18 protein-coding genes are annotated in these 18,137 nt (G+C 65.2%); 8 read left to right on the top strand and 10 right to left on the bottom strand.

The genetic code is table 11. The features are described from left to right. Nucleotide 1 precedes the first annotated feature (1 nt). The 6 genes from ACXHGZ_RS03295 to ACXHGZ_RS03320 form a co-directional block, all read right to left on the bottom strand. Nucleotides 2-1,066 carry an imelysin family protein gene (locus ACXHGZ_RS03295; protein WP_480462356.1) on the bottom strand — a complete coding sequence of 355 codons (1,065 nt, stop codon included), beginning with the start codon at nucleotides 1,064-1,066 and terminating at the stop codon, nucleotides 2-4. 16 nt (nucleotides 1,067-1,082) lie between these two features. Next, the gene (locus ACXHGZ_RS03300; protein ID WP_480462357.1) at nucleotides 1,083-2,510 is read right to left on the bottom strand and encodes a di-heme oxidoreductase family protein; all 1,428 of its coding nucleotides are present in this window, start codon (nucleotides 2,508-2,510) and stop codon (nucleotides 1,083-1,085) included. Nucleotides 2,511-2,975: 465 nt separating this feature from the next. Then, nucleotides 2,976-4,307, bottom strand: a complete 1,332-nt coding sequence (locus ACXHGZ_RS03305) for an imelysin family protein (RefSeq protein WP_480462359.1) — start codon at nucleotides 4,305-4,307, stop codon at nucleotides 2,976-2,978. Between the two features lie 145 nt (nucleotides 4,308-4,452). After that, entirely contained in the window at nucleotides 4,453-6,504 is a 2,052-nt protein-coding gene (locus tag ACXHGZ_RS03310; RefSeq protein WP_224458060.1) for a putative bifunctional diguanylate cyclase/phosphodiesterase, read from the bottom strand. Between the two features lie 289 nt (nucleotides 6,505-6,793). Then, nucleotides 6,794-7,390, bottom strand: a complete 597-nt coding sequence (locus tag ACXHGZ_RS03315; RefSeq protein WP_084855819.1) for a superoxide dismutase — start codon at nucleotides 7,388-7,390, stop codon at nucleotides 6,794-6,796. Nucleotides 7,391-7,618: 228 nt separating this feature from the next. Next, nucleotides 7,619-8,218 (bottom strand): LysE/ArgO family amino acid transporter, encoded by a 600-nt coding sequence (locus ACXHGZ_RS03320; RefSeq protein ID WP_084855820.1) that lies wholly within the window; start codon nucleotides 8,216-8,218, stop codon nucleotides 7,619-7,621. 124 nt (nucleotides 8,219-8,342) lie between these two features. Here ACXHGZ_RS03320 and ACXHGZ_RS03325 point away from each other — a divergent pair, with 124 nt between their 5' ends. From ACXHGZ_RS03325 to ACXHGZ_RS03335, 3 genes are all read left to right on the top strand, one after another. Beyond that, entirely contained in the window at nucleotides 8,343-9,233 is an 891-nt protein-coding gene (locus tag ACXHGZ_RS03325; RefSeq protein WP_324813613.1) for a LysR family transcriptional regulator ArgP, read from the top strand. A 49-nt stretch (nucleotides 9,234-9,282) separates the two neighbouring features. Further along, nucleotides 9,283-10,278 carry an NAD-dependent epimerase/dehydratase family protein gene (locus ACXHGZ_RS03330; protein ID WP_480462363.1) on the top strand — a complete coding sequence of 332 codons (996 nt, stop codon included), beginning with the start codon at nucleotides 9,283-9,285 and terminating at the stop codon, nucleotides 10,276-10,278. A 90-nt stretch (nucleotides 10,279-10,368) separates the two neighbouring features. Further along, complete coding sequence (locus tag ACXHGZ_RS03335) at nucleotides 10,369-11,214, top strand: ATPase (protein ID WP_480462365.1); 846 nt, start codon at nucleotides 10,369-10,371, stop codon at nucleotides 11,212-11,214. Nucleotides 11,215-11,332: 118 nt separating this feature from the next. Here ACXHGZ_RS03335 and ACXHGZ_RS03340 read toward each other — a convergent pair whose 3' ends face one another. Together ACXHGZ_RS03340 and ACXHGZ_RS03345 are read right to left on the bottom strand one after the other, a co-directional pair. After that, entirely contained in the window at nucleotides 11,333-12,382 is a 1,050-nt protein-coding gene (locus ACXHGZ_RS03340) for an alkene reductase (protein ID WP_480462367.1), read from the bottom strand. An 84-nt stretch (nucleotides 12,383-12,466) separates the two neighbouring features. Beyond that, nucleotides 12,467-12,769 (bottom strand): ArsR/SmtB family transcription factor, encoded by a 303-nt coding sequence (locus ACXHGZ_RS03345; protein WP_084855825.1) that lies wholly within the window; start codon nucleotides 12,767-12,769, stop codon nucleotides 12,467-12,469. Nucleotides 12,770-12,920: 151 nt separating this feature from the next. Here ACXHGZ_RS03345 and ACXHGZ_RS03350 point away from each other — a divergent pair, with 151 nt between their 5' ends. After that, nucleotides 12,921-13,493, top strand: a complete 573-nt coding sequence (locus ACXHGZ_RS03350) for an acyl carrier protein phosphodiesterase (protein WP_480462369.1) — start codon at nucleotides 12,921-12,923, stop codon at nucleotides 13,491-13,493. A gap of 27 nt (nucleotides 13,494-13,520) precedes the next feature. Here the strand turns inward: ACXHGZ_RS03350 and ACXHGZ_RS03355 are convergent, their stop codons facing one another. Then, nucleotides 13,521-14,309, bottom strand: coding sequence for a lysophospholipid acyltransferase family protein (locus tag ACXHGZ_RS03355; protein WP_480462371.1), 789 nt, complete (start codon nucleotides 14,307-14,309; stop codon nucleotides 13,521-13,523). Continuing rightward, nucleotides 14,309-15,064 carry an L-ornithine N(alpha)-acyltransferase gene (gene olsB, locus ACXHGZ_RS03360; protein WP_084855828.1) on the bottom strand — a complete coding sequence of 252 codons (756 nt, stop codon included), beginning with the start codon at nucleotides 15,062-15,064 and terminating at the stop codon, nucleotides 14,309-14,311. The genes ACXHGZ_RS03355 and olsB overlap by 1 nt, the downstream gene beginning before the upstream one ends. 134 nt (nucleotides 15,065-15,198) lie before the next feature. Between olsB and ACXHGZ_RS03365 the strand changes: the two genes are divergently transcribed. From ACXHGZ_RS03365 to ACXHGZ_RS03380, 4 genes are read left to right on the top strand one after another with little or no spacing between them, the layout of a single operon-like run. Next, nucleotides 15,199-16,086 (top strand): acyl-CoA dehydrogenase middle domain-containing protein, encoded by an 888-nt coding sequence (locus ACXHGZ_RS03365; protein ID WP_480462374.1) that lies wholly within the window; start codon nucleotides 15,199-15,201, stop codon nucleotides 16,084-16,086. 42 nt (nucleotides 16,087-16,128) lie between these two features. Beyond that, a complete protein-coding gene (locus tag ACXHGZ_RS03370) occupies nucleotides 16,129-17,217 on the top strand; it encodes a serine hydrolase domain-containing protein (RefSeq protein WP_480462376.1) in 1,089 nt (362 codons plus the stop codon). Then, nucleotides 17,214-17,510 carry an amidase gene (locus ACXHGZ_RS03375; protein ID WP_480462378.1) on the top strand — a complete coding sequence of 99 codons (297 nt, stop codon included), beginning with the start codon at nucleotides 17,214-17,216 and terminating at the stop codon, nucleotides 17,508-17,510. The genes ACXHGZ_RS03370 and ACXHGZ_RS03375 overlap by 4 nt, the downstream gene beginning before the upstream one ends. A gap of 44 nt (nucleotides 17,511-17,554) precedes the next feature. Beyond that, nucleotides 17,555-18,136: a YceI family protein gene (locus ACXHGZ_RS03380; RefSeq protein WP_480462380.1), complete on the top strand. Its 582-nt coding sequence runs from the start codon at nucleotides 17,555-17,557 to the stop codon at nucleotides 18,134-18,136. The last annotated feature ends 1 nt before the right edge of the window (nucleotide 18,137 follow it).

Below are 18,137 nucleotides of genomic sequence, written 5' to 3' on the forward strand. Positions count from 1 at the left end.
ATCAGTCACCGTCGTTGGCATTGAAGCCCAGCTGGATGTTCAACGCCTTGGCCAGCTCGCCTTCGTGCAGGCGGTGGACGACGTTGAGGCTGTCGTAGATTTTGTCCAAGGCCTGCTTGCCAGCGTCGTCGGCGAGCAGCTCGCCCAGGGTCTTCTGGTTGTCGGCCAGCAGTTTCAACGACGTGGCGTAGGCGGTGTCGATCTTCTCGGCCAGAGCGTTCTGGTCTTTGCCCAACAGGCCGCGCAGGCCCTGGTTGTCGACGCCTACCCATACCGCCTGGGCGGCCTTGAGGCTGGCTTCCAGACTCTTGAGCGAGGAGCTGCTGCGCCAGGCTTCGGCCTGCAGCGGCTGCGCGATGCCTTTGCTCTGGCGACCCATGGGGGCACCGAGCTTCTTCTTCAGGGTGTCCAGGGCCGTGACCTGGGCACGCAGCAGGTCGGCGATCGCCTCGTGGGAGTCGGCGTAGCGCTGGTTGGGGAACTTGGTCATCTGCGAGAGCATGCCGTCGGTGCTGTTCCAGCCCTTGAGGATTTCCTCGGCCAGGGCTTTCTGGTGTTCGCCGATGGCCACCAGCAGCGGGCAGTAGCGGGCTTTCTGTTCCGGGGTGGCAACATCCGGCTTGCTGTCGAACAGGATGTATTCGTAGGCCGACAGGCCACGCACCACCACGCTGGCCTTGCCCAGTGCCGCGGCGTCGATCGGCTTGTCGCCGGCGACCAGTTGCTCGACCTGGCGGCCCACCAGGTTCTTCTTGTCCGGCCAGAACTGTACCTGCCAGGCGCGGTTGCCCTCGGCCAGTGGGCCTACCAGCAGCGGCTGGAGCTCGGCCCAGGCTTTCTGGGCGTTGAGGAAGTCGGCGCGGGCGCTTTCCAGCGAGGCCTTGCCTTCACAGTAGGCCAGGGCGCTGCTGGCCAGCTGGCGGTCGGCCTCGACCCAGCGGCTGTAGGTCGGCAGGATCACCTGCTTGGCAATGGCCGCGGACGTCACGGCCTGTGGGTCTTGCGGCGAACAGGCACCGAGGGCGAGTGCGGCGAGGCTGGTGAACAACAGTTTGGGTCGGAACATGCCCGGCTCCTTGCGCTTAAAGTGAGTTCAGGAAGGCCAGCAACGCGGCGCGTTGCTCGGCATTGAAGGTCAGTACATGGTTGCGCGCCGCCTGGGCTTCGCCGCCGTGCCAGAGCACGGCCTCGAGCAGGTTGCGGGCACGGCCGTCATGGAGGAACTGGGAGTGGCCGCTGACCGTTTCGCTCAGGCCGATGCCCCAGAGCGGCGCGGTGCGCCAGTCCTGCCCGGAAGCCTTGAATTCGCTGCGCTCGTCAGCCAGGCCCGGGCCCATGTCGTGTAGCAGCAAGTCGCTGTAGGGGCGGATCACCTGGTTGGCCAGCTCCGGCTCCGGGGTGTCGGCGGCGGTGGTGAACTGCGGGGTATGGCAGCCCTGGCAGCCAGCCTGGAAGAACAGAGTCTTGCCGGCCAGTACCTGCGGTGCGGCGACGTCGCGGCGTGCCGGCACGCCCAGGTTGCGGGTGTAGAAGGTGACCAGGCGCAGGATGTTGTCGCTGACTTCCTTCTCGCCATCGGCCCCGTCGCCATTGGGCGCGGCCAGGCAAGCCGCCTGGGCCGGGGTGCAGTCGTCGAAGGGCAGCAGGGTGCTGGTCAGGCCCATGTCACCGGAGAAGGCATGGACGTTCTGTTGGTTGACGTTGGGCTGGCCGGCCTTCCAGCCGAAACGGCCGAGCACGGCCTTGTCGGCAGCATCGTCCCAGACCTGGTTGGCACGGCCACGGATACCATCGCCGTTACGGTCGTGCGGGTCGGCGTTGGCCAGGATCGCGGCCTCCGGGATGGCTTCGAGCAGGCCCAGGCCGATCATTGGCGGAGCCACCCGCGCGGAGAACCGGGTGTCAGGGTGCATGGGCCCGTACCCGAGCTGGGTGATCTGCAGGTGCGGGCGGCGCAGCTCGACCTGGTGGCCATCCTCGAAAGTGACCGTCTCGGTGGTGTATGTCACGCGCACCTTGCCTTCCGGCGCCACGCCCGGGATGGCCATGTCCTGTAGCTGGGTGCCGTAGACCGGCTCCGGGACCACGCCCAGGCGTTCGATTTCCTTCACATACTGCGGCTGGTCCGGGATCGACAGGCGCACCAGCATCGACACCGCATTGCTGGCATCGGGCTCGGGCGGGTGGCCACGGCCGTCGCGCACGTGGCAGTTCTGGCAGGCGTTGGTGTTGAACAGCGGGCCCAGGCCGTCACGGGCGGTGGTGGTGGACGGCGCGATGACCCAAGGGTTGCGGAAGAAGCTGTTGCCGACACTGAAGTCCAGGCGCCGCTCTGGCGAAAGGTTGGCCGAGGGCAGAGAATATGCGTTGCGGTCGCTGCGTTGTACCGTTGCCGTGCCGCCGGAAAGGGCTTCGCCGGGCTCGGCCTGGGTGAAGCGCGGGGCGTCGTCACAGGCGGCCAGGGCAAGGGCCAGCAGCAAAGGGGGGAGTCGGAACAGCGACGCGGACATCGAGGATCCTGGCTATGGGCTAAAAAACCGGCGTGCAAGCTTAGCAGGGTGAAGAAGTTTGAATAAGAGCAATTTGCAATTGCTGGATGAAATCCTTGTCACTGCCAGCCTGATCGAACAGCACGATGTTATTTGATCCTGGCGCTGGCGCTCTGTGGGAGGTAACCCAGCCTTCGGGCAGAGAACAAGTGGCGAGTGCTGCTCCTGCGGGGGACGAAGGACAGTCGGCCATAAAAAAGGCGGCCCGAAGGCCAATGCCTGTCAGTTAGGGGCACGGGGCGCTGCACGCCCATCGCCGGCAAGCCGGCTCCCACAAGTAAGGCGTCAGCCTTGAGGACAGCACTGTCCCTGTGGGAGCCGGCTTGCCGGCGATGGGCTGCATAGCAGCCCCAAGCGCAGCCGATAAGGCTTTACTGACTGGCATTAGCCCGAGGGCCGCCTCTGTCGAACCCGCTACGCGTCGGATCAGAACTCGTGATCAGCGGTGTCTGGGTTCAGGTTGGCGATACCCAGCTTGCCGGCGGCCTGCTCGATCGCGCTGGTCTGCTTGACCAGCGAAGCGATGGCGTCGCGTACGACCTGGTTGCCAGCCGCGTTGTCGGCGGCGATCAGCTGGTCGTAGTGCTCACCCTTGAGCGCGCGGTCGACCATGACCTGGATCTTGGCCTCGGTGGCTTCCAGGTCTGCCTTGAGGGTGGCGTCGGTGGCCGGGTCGACCTTGGCCACCAGCGAAGACAAGCTCGGGCCGGTCAACTTGGTGCCGTCGGTGCGGGTGTACTCGCCCAGGTAGACGTTACGGATACCCTTGGCGTCGTAGAAGTGCGAATAGTGGGTGTTGTCGCTGAAGCAGTCCTGTTCGTCTTCCGGTGAATTGGCCTCCAGGGAGACCTTCATGCGCTCGCCGGCCAGCTCGCCCAGAGACAGACTGCCCATGCCGAACAGCATCTTGCGCAGGCCATCGGCCACAGGCTCGGCCTCGAGCTTGGCGCGGTAGTTGTCGGTGACGTTCGGTGCCCAGTTGCCGACCATTTCTTCCAGGTCCTGGACCAGCAGCTGGGTCACGGCCTTCAGGTAGGCGCGGCGGCGCTCGTTGTGGCCACCGGTGGCCCCTTCGCCTTCCAGGTAGTCGGAAGCCGGGCGGTTGCCGGCGCCTGGGCCGGTACCGTTGAGGTCCTGGCCCCACAGCAGGAATTCGATGGCGTGGTAGCCGGTGGCGACGTTGGCCTCGGAACCACCCAGCTCGTTCAGGCTGGCCAGCTTCTCAGGCGTGATGTCCTTGACGTCGACCTTCTCTTCGCCCACCTGGACCTCGGTGTTGGCGATGATGTTGGCGCTGGCCGCCGGGTTGCCCAGTGCGTGTTCGTAGCTCTTGTCGACGTAGTCGATCAGGCCTTCGTCCAGGGGCCAGGCGTTCACCTGGCCTTCCCAGTCGTCGATGATGGTGTTGCCAAAGCGGAAGACTTCGCTCTGCAGGTACGGTACGCGTGCAGCGGCCCAGGCTTCCTTGGCGGCTTTCAGGGTCTCGTCGTTGGGCTTGGCGAGGAACGCATCGATCGCGCTCTGCAGGGCCTTGGCGGTGCTCAGCGAGTCGCTGTAGACAGCATGGACCATCTCGGCGTAATGCTTGACCACGGCCTTGCCGGCCGCTTCGTCGACAGCCCCCGGCGCGGCGGTGGTGGCGGCAGCAGGTGCAGGTGCTTGCGCTGCGGGAGCCTTTTCATCCTTGCTCTCGCCGCAACCGGCGAGGGCGATGGCGATGGCCAGCAGACTGGCGGAGGCCAGAGGCATTCGAATCATTGTAGGTTTCCTGCGTCGTGGGGTTGGACAGTGTGCTGTGGGATACGAAACCGCAACATAATGCGAAAGATTTGCATTTGGTGTAAAGAGGCTGGCGCGTAATTCGTGCAGAAGGGTCGTTTTCAAGCGGGTGCTGGCCCAGGTCCTACGTCACCGTGGCCTGGTTGCGTTGCGCATGTTTGAGGAAGGCGGTCAGCTCGCGGGCGTTCAAGGGCTTGCTGTAGTGGTAGCCCTGACCTTCGTGGCAACCCTGGGCGATGATGTACGCCTCCTGCTCGGCCGACTCCACGCCCTCGGCGATCACCTGCATGCCCAGGCTCTTACCCAGCTGGATGATGGCCCGCACGATGGTGGCGTCGTCATCGTCGTCGAGCAGGTCCTGGACGAAACTCTTGTCGATCTTGATCTTGTCCAGCGGCAGCGACTTCAGGTAGCTGAGCGAGGAATAGCCGGTACCGAAGTCGTCGATGGCGATCAGTGCCCCGGAGCGGCGCAGGCTCAGCAGGTGCTGGGCGGCGGTGCTGATGTCTTCCATCAGGCCGGTCTCGGTCACCTCCAGCTCCAGGCTGCGGGGTGGCAGGCGGTAGATCTGCAGCAGGTTGTTGACCACCCGCGGCAGTTCGCTGTGGTGCAGTTGCACGGTCGAGAGGTTGACCGCCATGCGCAACTCGGTGAAACCCTGGTCATGCCATTCGCGCAACTGGCGGCAGGCCTGGTCGAGTACCCATTCACCAATGGCGACGATGCTGCCGTTCTGCTCGGCCAGGGGGATGAACTGGTCGGGTGGGACCATGCCCAGCTCCGCATGCTGCCAGCGCAACAGCGCCTCGACGCCCACCACACGATGGTCGCGATAGCTGATCTGCGGCTGGTACACCAGGTACAGTTGGTTGCGCGGCAGGGCTTCGCGCAAGTCCTTTTCCAGCTCGCGGCGGCGGCGCATCTCGCTGTCCACGCTGGCGATGTAGAACTGGTAGCGGTTGCGCGAACGGGCCTTGGCCAGGGTCATGGTCTGCTCGGCCTTTTGCAGCAGCTTCTCGGTGCTGTCGCCATCCTCGGGGAACAGCGTGATGCCGATGGTGGCGCGCAGGCGGATGTGCTGGTGGTCGACGGCGAAGGGGACCTCCAGGTCGTCGAGGATGCTCTGGGCCAGTTCGGCGGCTTCGTAGGGTTGGTCGATGTCGGCCTGGACCAGGGCGAACTGGTCGCCCCCGAGCCGCGCCAGAGCACCCAGGCGGCCGCTGTGGGCGCGCAGGCGGTCGGCCAGTGCCAGCAGCAGCTGGTCACCGACCTGATAGGTGAACTGTTCGTTGATGCCCTTGAAGTCGTCCAGGCCTACGCACAGCACAGCGACCCGGCGTTGCAGACGCCCGCCGTCGACGAGGATCTTGTCCAACTGCTGTTGCAACTGCTGGCGGTTGGGCAGGCCGGTGAGGAAGTCGTACTGAGCCATGCGTTGCAGGCTGTTCTCGGCCTCGTGGCGCAGGTGGGTATTGCGTTCGATGGAGGCCAGCAACTGGTTGGCAGTGTTGACCCACTGGCCCAGTTCGTTCTTTTCGTGGCCCTTGAGCAATGGGATCTGGTGCTGGCTGGGGCGGTCGGGATTGATCTGGGTGAGGTGTTCGATGATCTTCGACAGCGGTCGGGTCAGCAGCCAGTGATACACCAGGTACAGCACCAGGCCCATGGCCAGCGCGCGCAGTACGCCGGAAATGAAGATGATCACGGCATTGACCAGGAAACCCTCGCCATAGTCGGCGGTGTCCAGGGTGATGCTCAGGTCGCCGTAGTATTCGCTGTAGGGGCCGCGGCCGACCAACTGGGTGGTGAAGGTGCGCTCCTGGCCGAGGATCAGGTCGGTCAGCCAGCGCACGGGCGTGTCCTGCAGCGGGCGGGACTTTTCCGCCAGCATGGTTTCGTTGGGGTGGCCGATGGAGGCGATGCGCACGGACTCGTCCTGGAACAGGCCTTCCATGACCTGCATGCCCATTTCCCGGTCCAGGCTGTAGACGGCCTGGGTGGACGGGTCGCGGAACATGTCAAGGATGCGCTGGGCGTCGTTGTTGACCGATTGGCGGGTCTTGTAGGCGTCGTAGACGATCTGCGCGCAGCTGAGAACGACACCGACGGCCAGCGCCGAGAGCAGCACGACCCTGAGCAACTTGACCGATAAGCTGTTCCGAAATTCCAGCTTCAATGGGGTTTCCTTAATCCATGCGCGTGCCATTATTTTGCCATTAGCCTTGGCGATACACTATCGACCTTGTTGCCGCGGCAGGCGAGAGGACCTTCATGGTCACTGTGGCAATGTATCGGTTGAGGTGGCTGGTGACTTGAGAGCGCGATGCCAACTTTCCAGATGATTGATGTTAGCGCGCTATCGGGGAGGGGCAAGAGGTAACGGATGGAGTTTCATGGCGGGCGAACGGGCAAAAAAAATCCGACGCCGGGGCGTCGGATCTTTTCTGCGAAGACTACCCAGGCGATCAGGCCTTGAAGGTGTTGCCTTCGAATTGCTGGGCAACGAAGTCCCAGTTGACCAGCTGCCAGAACGCCTCGACGTACTTCGGACGCAGGTTGCGGTAGTCGATGTAGTAGGCGTGTTCCCAGACGTCGCAGGTCAGCAGCGGGGTGTCGCCGCTGGTCAGCGGGTTGCCGGCGCCGATGGTGCTGGCCAGGGCCAGGGAACCGTCAGCCTTCTTCACCAGCCAGCCCCAGCCGGAACCGAAGGTGCCGACGGAAGTCTTGGTGAACTCTTCCTTGAACTTGTCGAAGGAACCGAAAGCCTTGGTGATGGCGTCGGCCAGGGCACCGGTCGGCTGGCCGCCGCCGTTCGGCGACAGGCAGTTCCAGTAGAAGGTGTGGTTCCAGACTTGAGCGGCGTTGTTGAAGATGCCACCCGAAGAGGTCTTGACGATCTCTTCCAGGGTCTTGCCTTCGAATTCGGTGCCTGGGACCAGGTTGTTCAGGTTCACGACATAGGTGTTGTGGTGCTTGTCGTGGTGATACTCCAGGGTTTCCTTGGAGATGTGCGGCTGCAGGGCATCGTGGGCGTATGGCAGCGGCGGCAATTCAAAAGCCATGGTGGATCTCCTGATTCAGGTCTGTGTGCGGTTTGCGCAAGGCCGATCACGGGCGGCCCGGTGTGCGTCGGGGAGTTTGTACTCTTTGCGACGCAAGGGCTGGATCATAGCACCGGCCCCCGCGCATAACCACGCAACAAAGATAGGGAATAGAGGTTCCCGAACGGAAGGGCGATACCGACCGGTGGTGTTCGCCTTGGCGATAAACATGTCGCGCCGACCCAGGCCTCAGTTGAAGATCAACTGCGCCGCCACCGCGAACATCATCACCGCCACCATCAGGTCGAGCAGGCGCCAGGTGGTCGGGCGGGCCAGCCAGGGCGCCAGCCAGGCCGCGCCGAGGGCCAGGGTCGAGAACCAGACCAGCGAGGCACTGGCGGCGCCGGCCACGTAGGCGCCCGGCACGGTCTGCTGGGCACCCAGCGAGCCGATCAGCAGCACGGTGTCCAAGTAGACGTGCGGGTTGAGCAGCGTCACGGCCAGGGCGCTGAGCAGCACTGCACGGCGCGAGCGCATGCCCTGGCCCTCCTGGTGCTGCAGGCTCTGCTTGGAGCAGGCGCTGCGCAGGGCCTTGGCGCCGTACCAGATCAGGAACACCGCGCCACCCCAACGGGCCACTGCCAGTAAAGTCGGGTTGTGGGCCAGCACCGTGGCCAGGCCGAACACCCCGGCAGCGACCAGGATGGCATCGCAGAGAATGCACAAGGCGGCCACCGGCAGGTGGTGCTCACGGCGCAGGCTCTGGGCCAGGACGAAGGCGTTCTGCGCGCCGATGGCCATGATCAGGCCGAAGGCCACCAGCATGCCGTTCAGATAGCTTTGCCACATAGCGGGGACACTCCACGGACGCCGGCGATGTGCGGCGTTTATTGCCAAAGAAGATGCTGGCCATTGTGGGCAACGACGCTGTATAAGAAAAACAAATAAAGCTGATCAGGCATTAGGGAAATAGATGTTCGACTACAAGCTGCTCGCCGCCCTCGCCGCAGTCATCGAACAAGGCGGTTTCGAGCGCGCGGCACAGGTCCTGGGCCTGTCGCAGTCGGCCATTTCCCAGCGCATCAAGTTGCTCGAGGCGCGGGTTGGGCAACCGGTGCTGGTACGTGCCACGCCACCCAGCCCCACCGAGGTGGGGCGCCAACTGCTCAACCATGTGCAGCAGGTGCGCCTGCTCGAGCGCGACTTGCAGCGCCAGGTGCCGGCGCTGGACGAAGAGGGCATGCCGGAACGCCTGCGCGTCGCCTTGAACGCCGACAGCCTGGCCACTTGGTGGGCCGGCGCGGTGGGCGATTTCTGCGCCGGCCAGCAGGTGCTGCTGGACTTGGTGGTAGAAGACCAGGAGGTTGGCCTCAAGCGCATGCGCGCAGGCGAGGTAGCTGCCTGCCTGTGCGGCAGCGAGCGGCCGGTGGCCGGGGCGCGCAGCCTGCCGCTAGGGGCGATGCGCTACCGAGCGCTGGCCAGCCCGGCATTCATGGCGCGGCACTTCGCCCAAGGCTTCGAAGCCCGGCGCCTGGCTCGCATTCCGGCGGTGGTGTACGGGCCGGACGATTTCCTCCAGCACCGCTATCTGGCGTCCCTGGGGATCCAGGATGGTTTCCTGCACCACCTGTGCCCTTCCTCGGAAGGCTTCCTGCGTATGACCGAGGCCGGCCTGGGCTGGGGGCTGGTGCCGGAATTGCAGGCCCAGGAGCAACTGGCGACGGGCCAATTGGTGGAAATCTGCGCTGATACCCCCATCGATGTGCCGCTGTACTGGCATCATTGGCGCAACGGCGGGCAATTGCTCGCCCAGTTGACGGAGCACTTGCGCCAGACGGCGCCAGGCTGGCTGGTGCCCTTGTAGGCGCGGGCGACGTCAGCTGCATCTGTAATCTGGCAAGGCGGAGTTTTACATGCGAATTCTGGTCACCGGCGCGAGCGGTTTCATTGGCGGACGCTTTGCGCGTTTCGCCCTGGAGCAGGGCCTGGACGTACGGGTCAATGGCCGGCGTGCCGAGGGCGTGGAGCACCTGGTCAAGCGTGGCGCCGAGTTCATGCCAGGCGACCTGACCGATGCCGAGCTGGCCCGGCGCCTGTGCCAGGGCATCGATGCCGTGGTGCATTGCGCGGGCGCGGTCGGGCACTGGGGGCGCTACCAGGACTTCCATCAGGGCAACGTGGTGGTCACCGAGAACGTGGTGGAGGGTTGCCTGAAGGCGCGTGTACGCCGCCTGGTACATCTGTCGTCGCCATCGATCTATTTCAATGGCCGTTCGCGCCTGGATATTCGTGAGGACCAGGTGCCGCGTCGCTTGCATGACCATTACGCGACGACCAAGTACCTGGCCGAGCAGAAGGCCTTCGGTGCCCAGGAGTTCGGCCTGGAGGTGCTGGCTCTGCGGCCACGCTTCGTCACCGGGGCAGGCGATGCCGGCATCTTCCCGCGCTTGATGCAGATGCAGCGCAAGGGGCGCCTGGCAATCATCGGCAATGGCCTGAACAAGGCCGACTTCACCAGTGTGCACAACCTCAACGAGGCCCTGCTCAGCGCCCTGTTCGCCGATGAGCAGGCCCTCGGCCAGGCCTACAACATCAGCAACGGCCACCCCTTGCCGGTGTGGGACGTGGTCAACTATGTGATGCGTCAGATGCAGTTGCCGCCGGTCACCCGCTACCGTGCCCCAGGGTTGGCCTACAGCCTGGGCGCGCTGAACGAGGCGGCCTGCCTGCTCTGGCCTGGGCGCCCCGAACCGACGCTGTCGCGCCTGGGCGCGCAGGTGATGAGCAAGGATTTCACCCTGGACATCAGCCGCGCCCGGCAGTACCTGGACTACCGCCCGAAGGTCAGCCTGTGGACCGCGCTGGATGAATTCTGCGCCTGGTGGAAGGCTCAGCCGGGTATCGGGTGAACCAGTGGGCGGGATGATGGTCATCAGAGCGCCGCGCGAGCGGTTTATACTACTGCCCCTTTGCTACTACTACCGCGGTTGAACGTACCCATGCGTAACAATGTCCACGACGATTTCGACGACGTGCCTGTCCTGCGCGCCGGCACTCCTGACGATGACGAGCTGTTGCCCGCACGGGTGGCGCGCAGCCGCGAGAAGGCGGCGCGCCCCGCCAGCAACGGGCCGCTGTGGGCCTTGCTCGGCGCCTCGTTCATTGCCTTGGCGGGCCTGGGCTGGTGGAGTTTCCAGCAGATCTCGCTGATGGAGCAGCAGTTGGTGGCGACCCAGGAAAGCTTCGCGCGCATCAGTGAGGAGGCCGCCGGGCGCCTGCAGGCGATCAGCGGCAAGGTCGACGCCACCGAGTCCAGCGCCAGTACCGGCAGCGAAGCGTTGAAGCTGCAGATTCGCAAGCTGCAGGCCAGCCTGGCCGAGGCACGTGCCCAGCAACAGGGCGTGGCCGGGCAGACCGGCGATCTGGGCAAGCGTTTGGAAAAAGTGCTGGCCGATGCCCGCGCGCAACAAGACGCCATGGCGCAGCAGCAAAAGACCATCACGGCTCTGCAAGGCCAGCTGGAGGCCCAGCTCAAGGCGGTCAATGGCGAGCTGGCAACCCTCAAGTCAGGGCAGGTGGATGGGGGCAGGATCGATGCCCAGCTCAAGAGCCTGGGCAACGAGGTGGCTGCGCTGAAGAAACAGGGCAATCCGAACACGGCGATCCAGAGCCTGGAACAGGACATCCTGGTGCTCAAGAGCCAGATCGACAACCGCCCGGCACCGGCTGCCGGTGGTGCCTCGGTGCAGGAGTTCGATGCGTTCCGTGGGCAGACCACCCGCAGTCTCAATACCCTGCAGAGCCAGATCCAGAACCTGCAGCAGCAGATCAACGCCCGGCCCTGAAGATCGCCAGACCCAATCGTCGGCAAGCCGGCTCCCACTTGTCCTGCGCGGTTTTCGAAGACACCGCCATACCTGTGGGAGCCGGCTTGCCGGCGATCGGGGCCTGGGCGGCCCTGGCTTACATCCGTGGGTAATCGATGTACCCCACCGGCCCCTTGGCATAGAAGGTTTCCGGGTGCGCCTGGTTCAAGGGCGCATCGGCGGCCAGGCGGGCGGGCAGGTCCGGGTTGGCGATGAACGGGATGCCGAAGGCCACCGCGTCAGCCTTGCCGTTGGCCAGGGCGGCGTTGGCGCTGGCCTTGTCGAAGCGCTCGTTGACGATGTACGGGCCGCCGAAGGCGTCCTTGATCAGCGCTCCGATGCTGTCGTCGGCTTCCATTTCCCGTGAGCAGATGAACGCCACGCCACGCTTGCCCAGTTCCCGGGCGACGTAGGTGAAGGTCTCGGCGCGGTCAGCATCGCCCATGTCGTGGGCATCGGCCCGTGGCGCCAGGTGCACGCCCACACGGTTGGCACCCCACACCTCGATGGCCGCGTCGGTCACCTCCAGCAGCAGGCGCGCACGGTTCTCCAGCGAGCCGCCATATCGGTCGGTGCGCTGGTTGGTGCTGCTTTGCAGGAACTGGTCGAGCAGGTAGCCGTTGGCGCCATGGATCTCCACGCCGTCGAAGCCGGCCGCCTTGGCGTTCTCGGCACCGGTGCGGTAGGCCTCGACGATGTCGGCGATCTCCTCGGTTTCCAGGGCGCGTGGCGTCGGGTACTCGGTGATCGGGCGAACAAGGCTGACATGGCCTTTGGGCTGGATCGCGCTCGGGGCCACCGGTAGCTCACCGTTCAGGTAGGTGGGGTGGGAGATACGGCCCACATGCCACAGCTGCAGGAAGATACGCCCGCCAGCGCCGTGTACGGCCTTGGTGACGTTGGTCCAGCCGCGTACCTGTTCGTCGGACCAGATGCCCGGCGTGTCCGGATAGCCGACGCCCATGGGCGTCACCGAGGTGGCCTCGCTGAGGATCAGGCCGGCGCTGGCCCGTTGCACGTAGTACTCGGCCATCAGCGCGTTGGGCACGCGGCCTTCGTCGGCGCGGCAGCGGGTCAGCGGGGCCATGATGATGCGGTTGGGCAGCTCGAGGTCGCCCAGGGTGATCGGATCGAAGAGCGTGGTCATCTGCTAAGCCTCGCGTGGTCAATTGAAAGGGGTTGCCAGCTCGGCATGCAGCCGTGCTGGTTGATAGGGAAAGACAGGAGTGGGTCAGAGCTCCTGGCTCATCTGCTCGAGGAAGGCCTGGATGGTTTCTTCATTGCGTTTGAAGAAGTGCCACTGGCCGATCTTCTGGCTGGTGATCAGCCCCGCGCGCTGCAGGGTGGCCAGGTGGGCGGAGACGGTCGACTGCGACAGGCCGCAGCGTTGGTCGATCTGCCCGGCACACACGCCGTGCTCGGTGCTGTGGTACTGGTCGGGAAACTGCGCCGCCGGGTCCTTCAGCCAGGTGAGGATTTCTCGCCGTACCGGGTGGGCGAGGGCCTTTATGATTTCGTCGAGGTCGAGAGGCATGGAGGTGCTCATGTGTGTAACGTCATATCGCGATGGAGCGAAATATAAATCGGTATCTCGCGATATACAAATATGAAGAGGTTCTGAGCTGAGCATCAATCGCTATATCGCGTTATAACGATATTCGCCACCCGGGTGCTAGACTGGCGCCATGAACTACCTTGCACACCTTCATCTTGGCGGCAACGAGCCGCAGCAGTTGCTGGGCAGCCTGTATGGCGATTTCGTCAAAGGCTCGCTCGAAGGGCGTTTCCCGCCTGCGCTGGAGGCCGCGATCCGCCTGCACCGGCACATCGACAGCTATACCGACAGCCATCCGCTGGTGCTGGCGGCCTTGGCGCGCTTCCCCCAGAAGCGGCGGCGCTACGCCGGCATCATCCTGGACGTGTTCTTCGACCATTGCCTGGCTCGGCATTGGAGCGACTATGCCGAGCAACCGCTGGCAGCATTCACCCAGGGCTTCTACCGGGTGCTGCTGGCCGAGCCCGAATTGCCAGGGCGCCTGGCGCGGATTGCGCCGTTCATGGCCGCCGACGACTGGTTGGGCGCCTATGGCGACTTCGCCACGCTGGAGCAGGTGTTCAACGGGATTGCCCGGCGCTTGTCGCGGCCGGAGGGGATGAGCGGGGTGATGCAGGAGCTGGAGGCGCTGTACGAGCCGCTGATGGCGGACTTTCGGGCGTTTTATCCACAGCTGCAGGCGTTTGCGGCTGCGGGCAGGTAAATCGCGGGACAAGCCCGCGATCGGGTTTCAGGCTGCCCGCGCCTGACGCCGTGGCACGCTGCCGATATCTTCGACGCCGAACAATGCCAGGTGAACCGCTTGCTGTGCCTGGAACGCCAGGGCCGCCCGTTCCTTGCCAGCACTCGCGATCGGCTGCAGCACGTGGATGACCACCTCGCTGCGCGGTTGGTCGAACAGGCGGACCAGATGCGAGACCAAGTCATCGTCGCCAATGAACGGCGCGATCGGGTCCGGCTCGCCACCGCGCAGGTACTGGATCGCCACCGGCTGTACCGGTGTGCCTTGGTCGATGGCACCGGCGAGCAGCCGGCCATGGAAGGTGCGCACGCTTCGGCCATCGGTGGTGGTGCCTTCGGGGAAGATCAGCAAGGGCCTGTGTTCACCCAACTGGTTGCCAATCTGCTGGGACAGGCGCTGGCCGTCGCCACCGCCGCGGCGGATGAACAGCGTACCGGCCTTTTCCGCCAGCCAGCCGGCCAATGGCCAGCGACGCACTTCGGCCTTGGACAGGAACGACAACGGCGTGAGCATGCCGAGCAGGGGAATGTCGGTCCACGACACATGGTTGCTGACCCACAGCATCGGCTGCTGCGGCAGGCTGCCCACCACGCGTACGTCCAAGGGCAGGGCCGCGACCAGGCGCTGCATGAATAGGCGCGTCCAGCGTTGGCGACATTCGATGGAAGCCACCAAGCCCAGGCGCTCGCCCAAGGCGATGACGCTGGCCATGGCCATGCCCAGCAGCAGGACCAGCACCAGGCGGGACAGGCGGGCCAGTACCCGCAGGCTCGGCATCAGACTGCCGCCTTGAAGTGGCGGGCGTAGCGTGGGCAGAGGTCGTCGCGCTTGAGCAGGATGAACACGTCGGCGACCTGGAAATCCTCGTCCCAGCACGGCTCGCCGCAGATCTTGGCGCCCAGGCGCATGTAGGCCTTGAGCAAGGGCGGCATCTCGGCGATCACATTGCCCGGCAGGGCCAGGCTCGGCAGGGGGTTCTTCGGCTCGGCACGCAGGTGCTCGGTGCACAGGTAGCGTTCGCGCAGCCGTTGCATGATGGCGTGGGCTTGCACGCCACCATCCTGCATGGGAATGCTGGCGCAACCCATCAGGTAGCTGTAGCGGCCTTCGTTGAGCACTTCGGCAAGCTCGCCCCAGAGCACGGCGATGGTGCCGCCGTTTCGGTAGGCCGGGTCGACGCAGGTGCGACCCAGTTCCAGGATCGGCCCCTGCAGTTGCAGCAGCCCGTGCAGGCTGAATTCCTCTTCGCTGTAGAAGCGGCCCAGGCTGCTGGCGGCCTGGTGATCGAGCAGGCGGGTGGTGGCGACCAGGCGGCCGGTGGCCAGGTCGCGCACGCCGATGTGGCGGCAATGGACATCGTAGTCATCCATGTCCAGGCCCTGCTCAGCGCCCTTGAGCTTGGCCTGGAATTCGGCGCTGAACACCTTGAAACGCAGGGCCTGTGCTTCCTGCAGCGCCGCGGCGCCGACCAGGCGTTCGGCTTGCAGACGGCGTTCAGTGCTGTTGTCGCCAGAGCGAGCGATCCGAGTCATTACGAGTCTCCCTAAGCCAGCCAAAGGGTTGCGGCCGGTCGGCTTTGTTGTGCAAAGTCAGCCTAGGTATGCGTGGTGTCACCCCCATGAACCTTTGGTGATGCTTGCGTGACAACCCAGACGAGGAGTGCCCGATGGCCTGGTTGCAACGACTCAACGACCCTTACCGGCAACCCCTGGCAGCCACCTTGGGCGAAGGCCATGGCGCGCTGCTCGAGCGGCTGGGGCACGCCACACCGTTCGAACTCGCGGTACTGGGCGGCCGGGCGATGGCTACCCCAGGGCTGGCCTTCCTGGTTGGCTACCAGGCAGCGTTGCGCGTGCTCTGGCCCAGCGCCCCTGCCAGCTTGGGCGCCCTGTGCGCTACCGAGCGGCGCAGCGTACGGCCGGCGGACATGCACACCCGCCTCGAGGACCTGCGCCTGACCGGCCGCAAGGATTTCGTCACCGCAGGCCTTGAAGCCGAATGGTTGTTGGTAGCAACACGCAGCGAAGGGCAGGGGGAGGCGCCACGGCTGCAACTGGCCGTGGTCTACCCGGGGGAACCCGGCGTGACGCTGGAACCCTTGCCTACGTTGCCGCTGATGCCCGAGGTTGGGCATGCCCGCCTGCAATTGCACCAAGCCAGCTGCGAGCTGCTGGCAGGCGACGGTTGGGACGCCTACGTCAAGCCCTTCCGATCCCTCGAGGACCTCTACGTGCTGGCTGCGTTGGCTGCCTGGTTGTACGGCGTCGGCCAGGAGAGCAGCTGGCCGCAGGACCTGCAGCTGCGTTTGCTGGGGGTGCTCGGCGGTTGCGCCGAAGGCAGCCGGCAATGCGCCGACAGTGCGGCCTGCCACCTGTTGCTGGGGGGCCTGTTCGCCCAGTTCCACAGCTTGCATGGCGCCATCGACAAAGCGCTGGCAGCCGGCCCGGCGCAATGGGCGCAGCTGTGGCAGCGTGACCAAGGGGTGCTGGCGCTGGCTACCGCGGCTCGCGAGAAGCGTTTGCAGAAAGCCTGGGCTGCCGCCGGGCTGTCATGAAACCCTGGCAGGCTCGCCCGATCCGCGACGTGAGGGCTGGCCATGGGTGTATTCGGAAAAGTACTGGGTATCCTGAGCCTGGTGAGCCTTTCGGCCTGGGCAGAGCAATGGCCGGACGCGAACTGGAGCCGCGAGCCTGCCAAGGTCGACTGGCGCGCAGTGGAAGCCTACGCCTTCCCGGCCCGTGACGAGGGCAGGCGCACAGGGGTACGCACCGATGCGCTGCTGATCGTGCGCGATGGCCACATTCTGTATGAGCGCTACACCGCACCCACCGGGCCGCATACGGCGCACCTGACCTGGTCGGTGAGCAAGAGCGTGCTCGCCACCGTGCTCGGTGTCGCCTACGGCGAGGGGCGCTTCGCGCTGGAGGACCCAGCGGCCCGCTATTATCCGCCGCTGCATGCCCACCCTGGGGTGCGCCTGGTCGACCTGTTGCACTGGGCCAGTGGCCTGGCCTGGCAGGAAGACTATGAATACGCGCCGCTCAAGTCGTCGGTGGTGGCGATGCTCTATACCCGGGGCCACACCGACATGGCGGCCTTCACCGCCGCGCAGCCGGCTGCCCAGGCACCTGGCCAGGGGTTTCTCTATTCAAGCGGCGACAGCAACCTGTTGGCTGCAGCGCTGCGCGGCATGCTGGAACCCGGTCGTTACGACGTCTACCCCTGGCAGGCGCTGTTCGAGCCGCTGGGCATTCGCAGTGCGGTCTGGGAGCGCGACGGTGCCGGTAACTACGTGGGGTCCTCCTACCTTTACCTCAGTGCCCGCGACCTTGCCCGCATCGGCCTGCTGATGCTGCGTGACGGGCGTTGGCACGGCCGGCAGGTGTTGCCGGCCGATTGGGTGGCCTTCAACCGACTGTTGTTCGCGTATGCCCAGGCGATTTCCGGCGAGGCCAACCCCGGTGGGCACTGGTGGCTCAACCAACCCTTGCCGGGTAGCCCGCGGCCTTGGCCCAGCGCGCCGGAGGACACCTTTGCTGCGCTTGGTCACTGGGGGCAGGCGCTGTATGTAGTGCCGTCGCGAAAGCTGGTAATCGTGCGCTACGCCGACGATCGAGATGGCAGCTACCGGCATGACGAACTGCTCGAGCGGGTATTGGCGGCCATGGCCGGGGAGGGGCTATGAAACGCGTACTGTGGCTGTTGCCCATTGCCTTGCTGGCCTGGGCCTGGCACGAGCGTCAGGCCTTGGCGGACTTTCCGGGCATCCTCTCGGCATATTCGGCGAAAGAGTATTGCTCGTGCCGCTTCGTCATGGGGTTTGACCAGGCCTATTGCCGAGGCTACGTGAAGCAGTACCTACCTTTGGGGCGGCTGGAGGAAGACCGCACCAAGCGCCATGTGATCGCCGAGGGCCTGGGGCGTCGCCACCAGGCAGCCTGGCAGGGCGCGCGCGAGGGCTGCCGCTTGCTGCCGTGAGGGCGTGCGGGTAAGGTTGACGGCCTTGTTACACAGGATCTCCCATGCTCAAACTGCCTCGCTTGCTGCCCGCCCTGTTGCTGGCCCTGTGCCTGCCCGCCCATGCCAACTGGCACCTCGATGGCGAGTCGTCGCGCCTGTCTTTCGTCACCAGCAAGAACGGGGATACTGCCGAGGTTCACCGCTTTCTGGTATTCCACGGCAAAGTGGATCGTAATGGTGCCGCGCAACTGCGCATCGAGATGGACTCGGTCAGCGGCGGTATCCCGCTGCGTGACGAGCGCATGCGCAAGGAATTGTTCGAAGTCGCCAAGTTCCCCGAGGCCACGGTGCAGGCAAAGATCGACCTGCGCCCGATCAATGACCTGGCCAATGGTGCCCAGGTGGAGTTGCGCCTGCCGGTGACCGTGACCCTGCGTGGCCAGTCGCACAGCTACAGCACCTTGCTGTTGGCCACCCGCCTGGACGAGCGTCGTTTCCAGGTGGTGACCCTGGAGCCCCTGTTGCTGCGTGCCGAGGACTTCGGCCTGTTGCCGGGCCTGGCGACGTTGCGCAAGCTCGCCGGTGCCTCCTCCATCAGCCCATCGGTGCCGGTGAGCGCGGTGCTGATCTTCTCCGCGCGCTGAC

Source organism: Pseudomonas shiyinii (assembly GCF_056725765.1).

Excerpts from the sequence above, each read along its gene's own strand:
- olsB (WP_084855828.1), bottom strand. The coding sequence starts at position 15,064 with ATGACTCGGATCGCTCGCTCTGGCGACAACAGCACTGAACGCCGTCTG.
- ACXHGZ_RS03380 (WP_480462380.1), top strand. The coding sequence starts at position 17,555 with ATGCTCAAACTGCCTCGCTTGCTGCCCGCCCTGTTGCTGGCCCTGTGC.
- ACXHGZ_RS03375 (WP_480462378.1), top strand. The coding sequence starts at position 17,214 with ATGAAACGCGTACTGTGGCTGTTGCCCATTGCCTTGCTGGCCTGGGCC.
- ACXHGZ_RS03350 (WP_480462369.1), top strand. The coding sequence starts at position 12,921 with ATGAACTACCTTGCACACCTTCATCTTGGCGGCAACGAGCCGCAGCAG.
- ACXHGZ_RS03305 (WP_480462359.1), bottom strand. The coding sequence starts at position 4,307 with ATGATTCGAATGCCTCTGGCCTCCGCCAGTCTGCTGGCCATCGCCATC.
- ACXHGZ_RS03315 (WP_084855819.1), bottom strand. The coding sequence starts at position 7,390 with ATGGCTTTTGAATTGCCGCCGCTGCCATACGCCCACGATGCCCTGCAG.
- ACXHGZ_RS03335 (WP_480462365.1), top strand. The coding sequence starts at position 10,369 with ATGCGTAACAATGTCCACGACGATTTCGACGACGTGCCTGTCCTGCGC.
- ACXHGZ_RS03345 (WP_084855825.1), bottom strand. The coding sequence starts at position 12,769 with ATGCCTCTCGACCTCGACGAAATCATAAAGGCCCTCGCCCACCCGGTA.
- ACXHGZ_RS03300 (WP_480462357.1), bottom strand. The coding sequence starts at position 2,510 with ATGTCCGCGTCGCTGTTCCGACTCCCCCCTTTGCTGCTGGCCCTTGCC.
- ACXHGZ_RS03330 (WP_480462363.1), top strand. The coding sequence starts at position 9,283 with ATGCGAATTCTGGTCACCGGCGCGAGCGGTTTCATTGGCGGACGCTTT.
- ACXHGZ_RS03355 (WP_480462371.1), bottom strand. The coding sequence starts at position 14,309 with ATGCCGAGCCTGCGGGTACTGGCCCGCCTGTCCCGCCTGGTGCTGGTC.
- ACXHGZ_RS03295 (WP_480462356.1), bottom strand. The coding sequence starts at position 1,066 with ATGTTCCGACCCAAACTGTTGTTCACCAGCCTCGCCGCACTCGCCCTC.
- ACXHGZ_RS03320 (WP_084855820.1), bottom strand. The coding sequence starts at position 8,218 with ATGTGGCAAAGCTATCTGAACGGCATGCTGGTGGCCTTCGGCCTGATC.
- ACXHGZ_RS03370 (WP_480462376.1), top strand. The coding sequence starts at position 16,129 with ATGGGTGTATTCGGAAAAGTACTGGGTATCCTGAGCCTGGTGAGCCTT.
- ACXHGZ_RS03340 (WP_480462367.1), bottom strand. The coding sequence starts at position 12,382 with ATGACCACGCTCTTCGATCCGATCACCCTGGGCGACCTCGAGCTGCCC.
- ACXHGZ_RS03325 (WP_324813613.1), top strand. The coding sequence starts at position 8,343 with ATGTTCGACTACAAGCTGCTCGCCGCCCTCGCCGCAGTCATCGAACAA.
- ACXHGZ_RS03365 (WP_480462374.1), top strand. The coding sequence starts at position 15,199 with ATGGCCTGGTTGCAACGACTCAACGACCCTTACCGGCAACCCCTGGCA.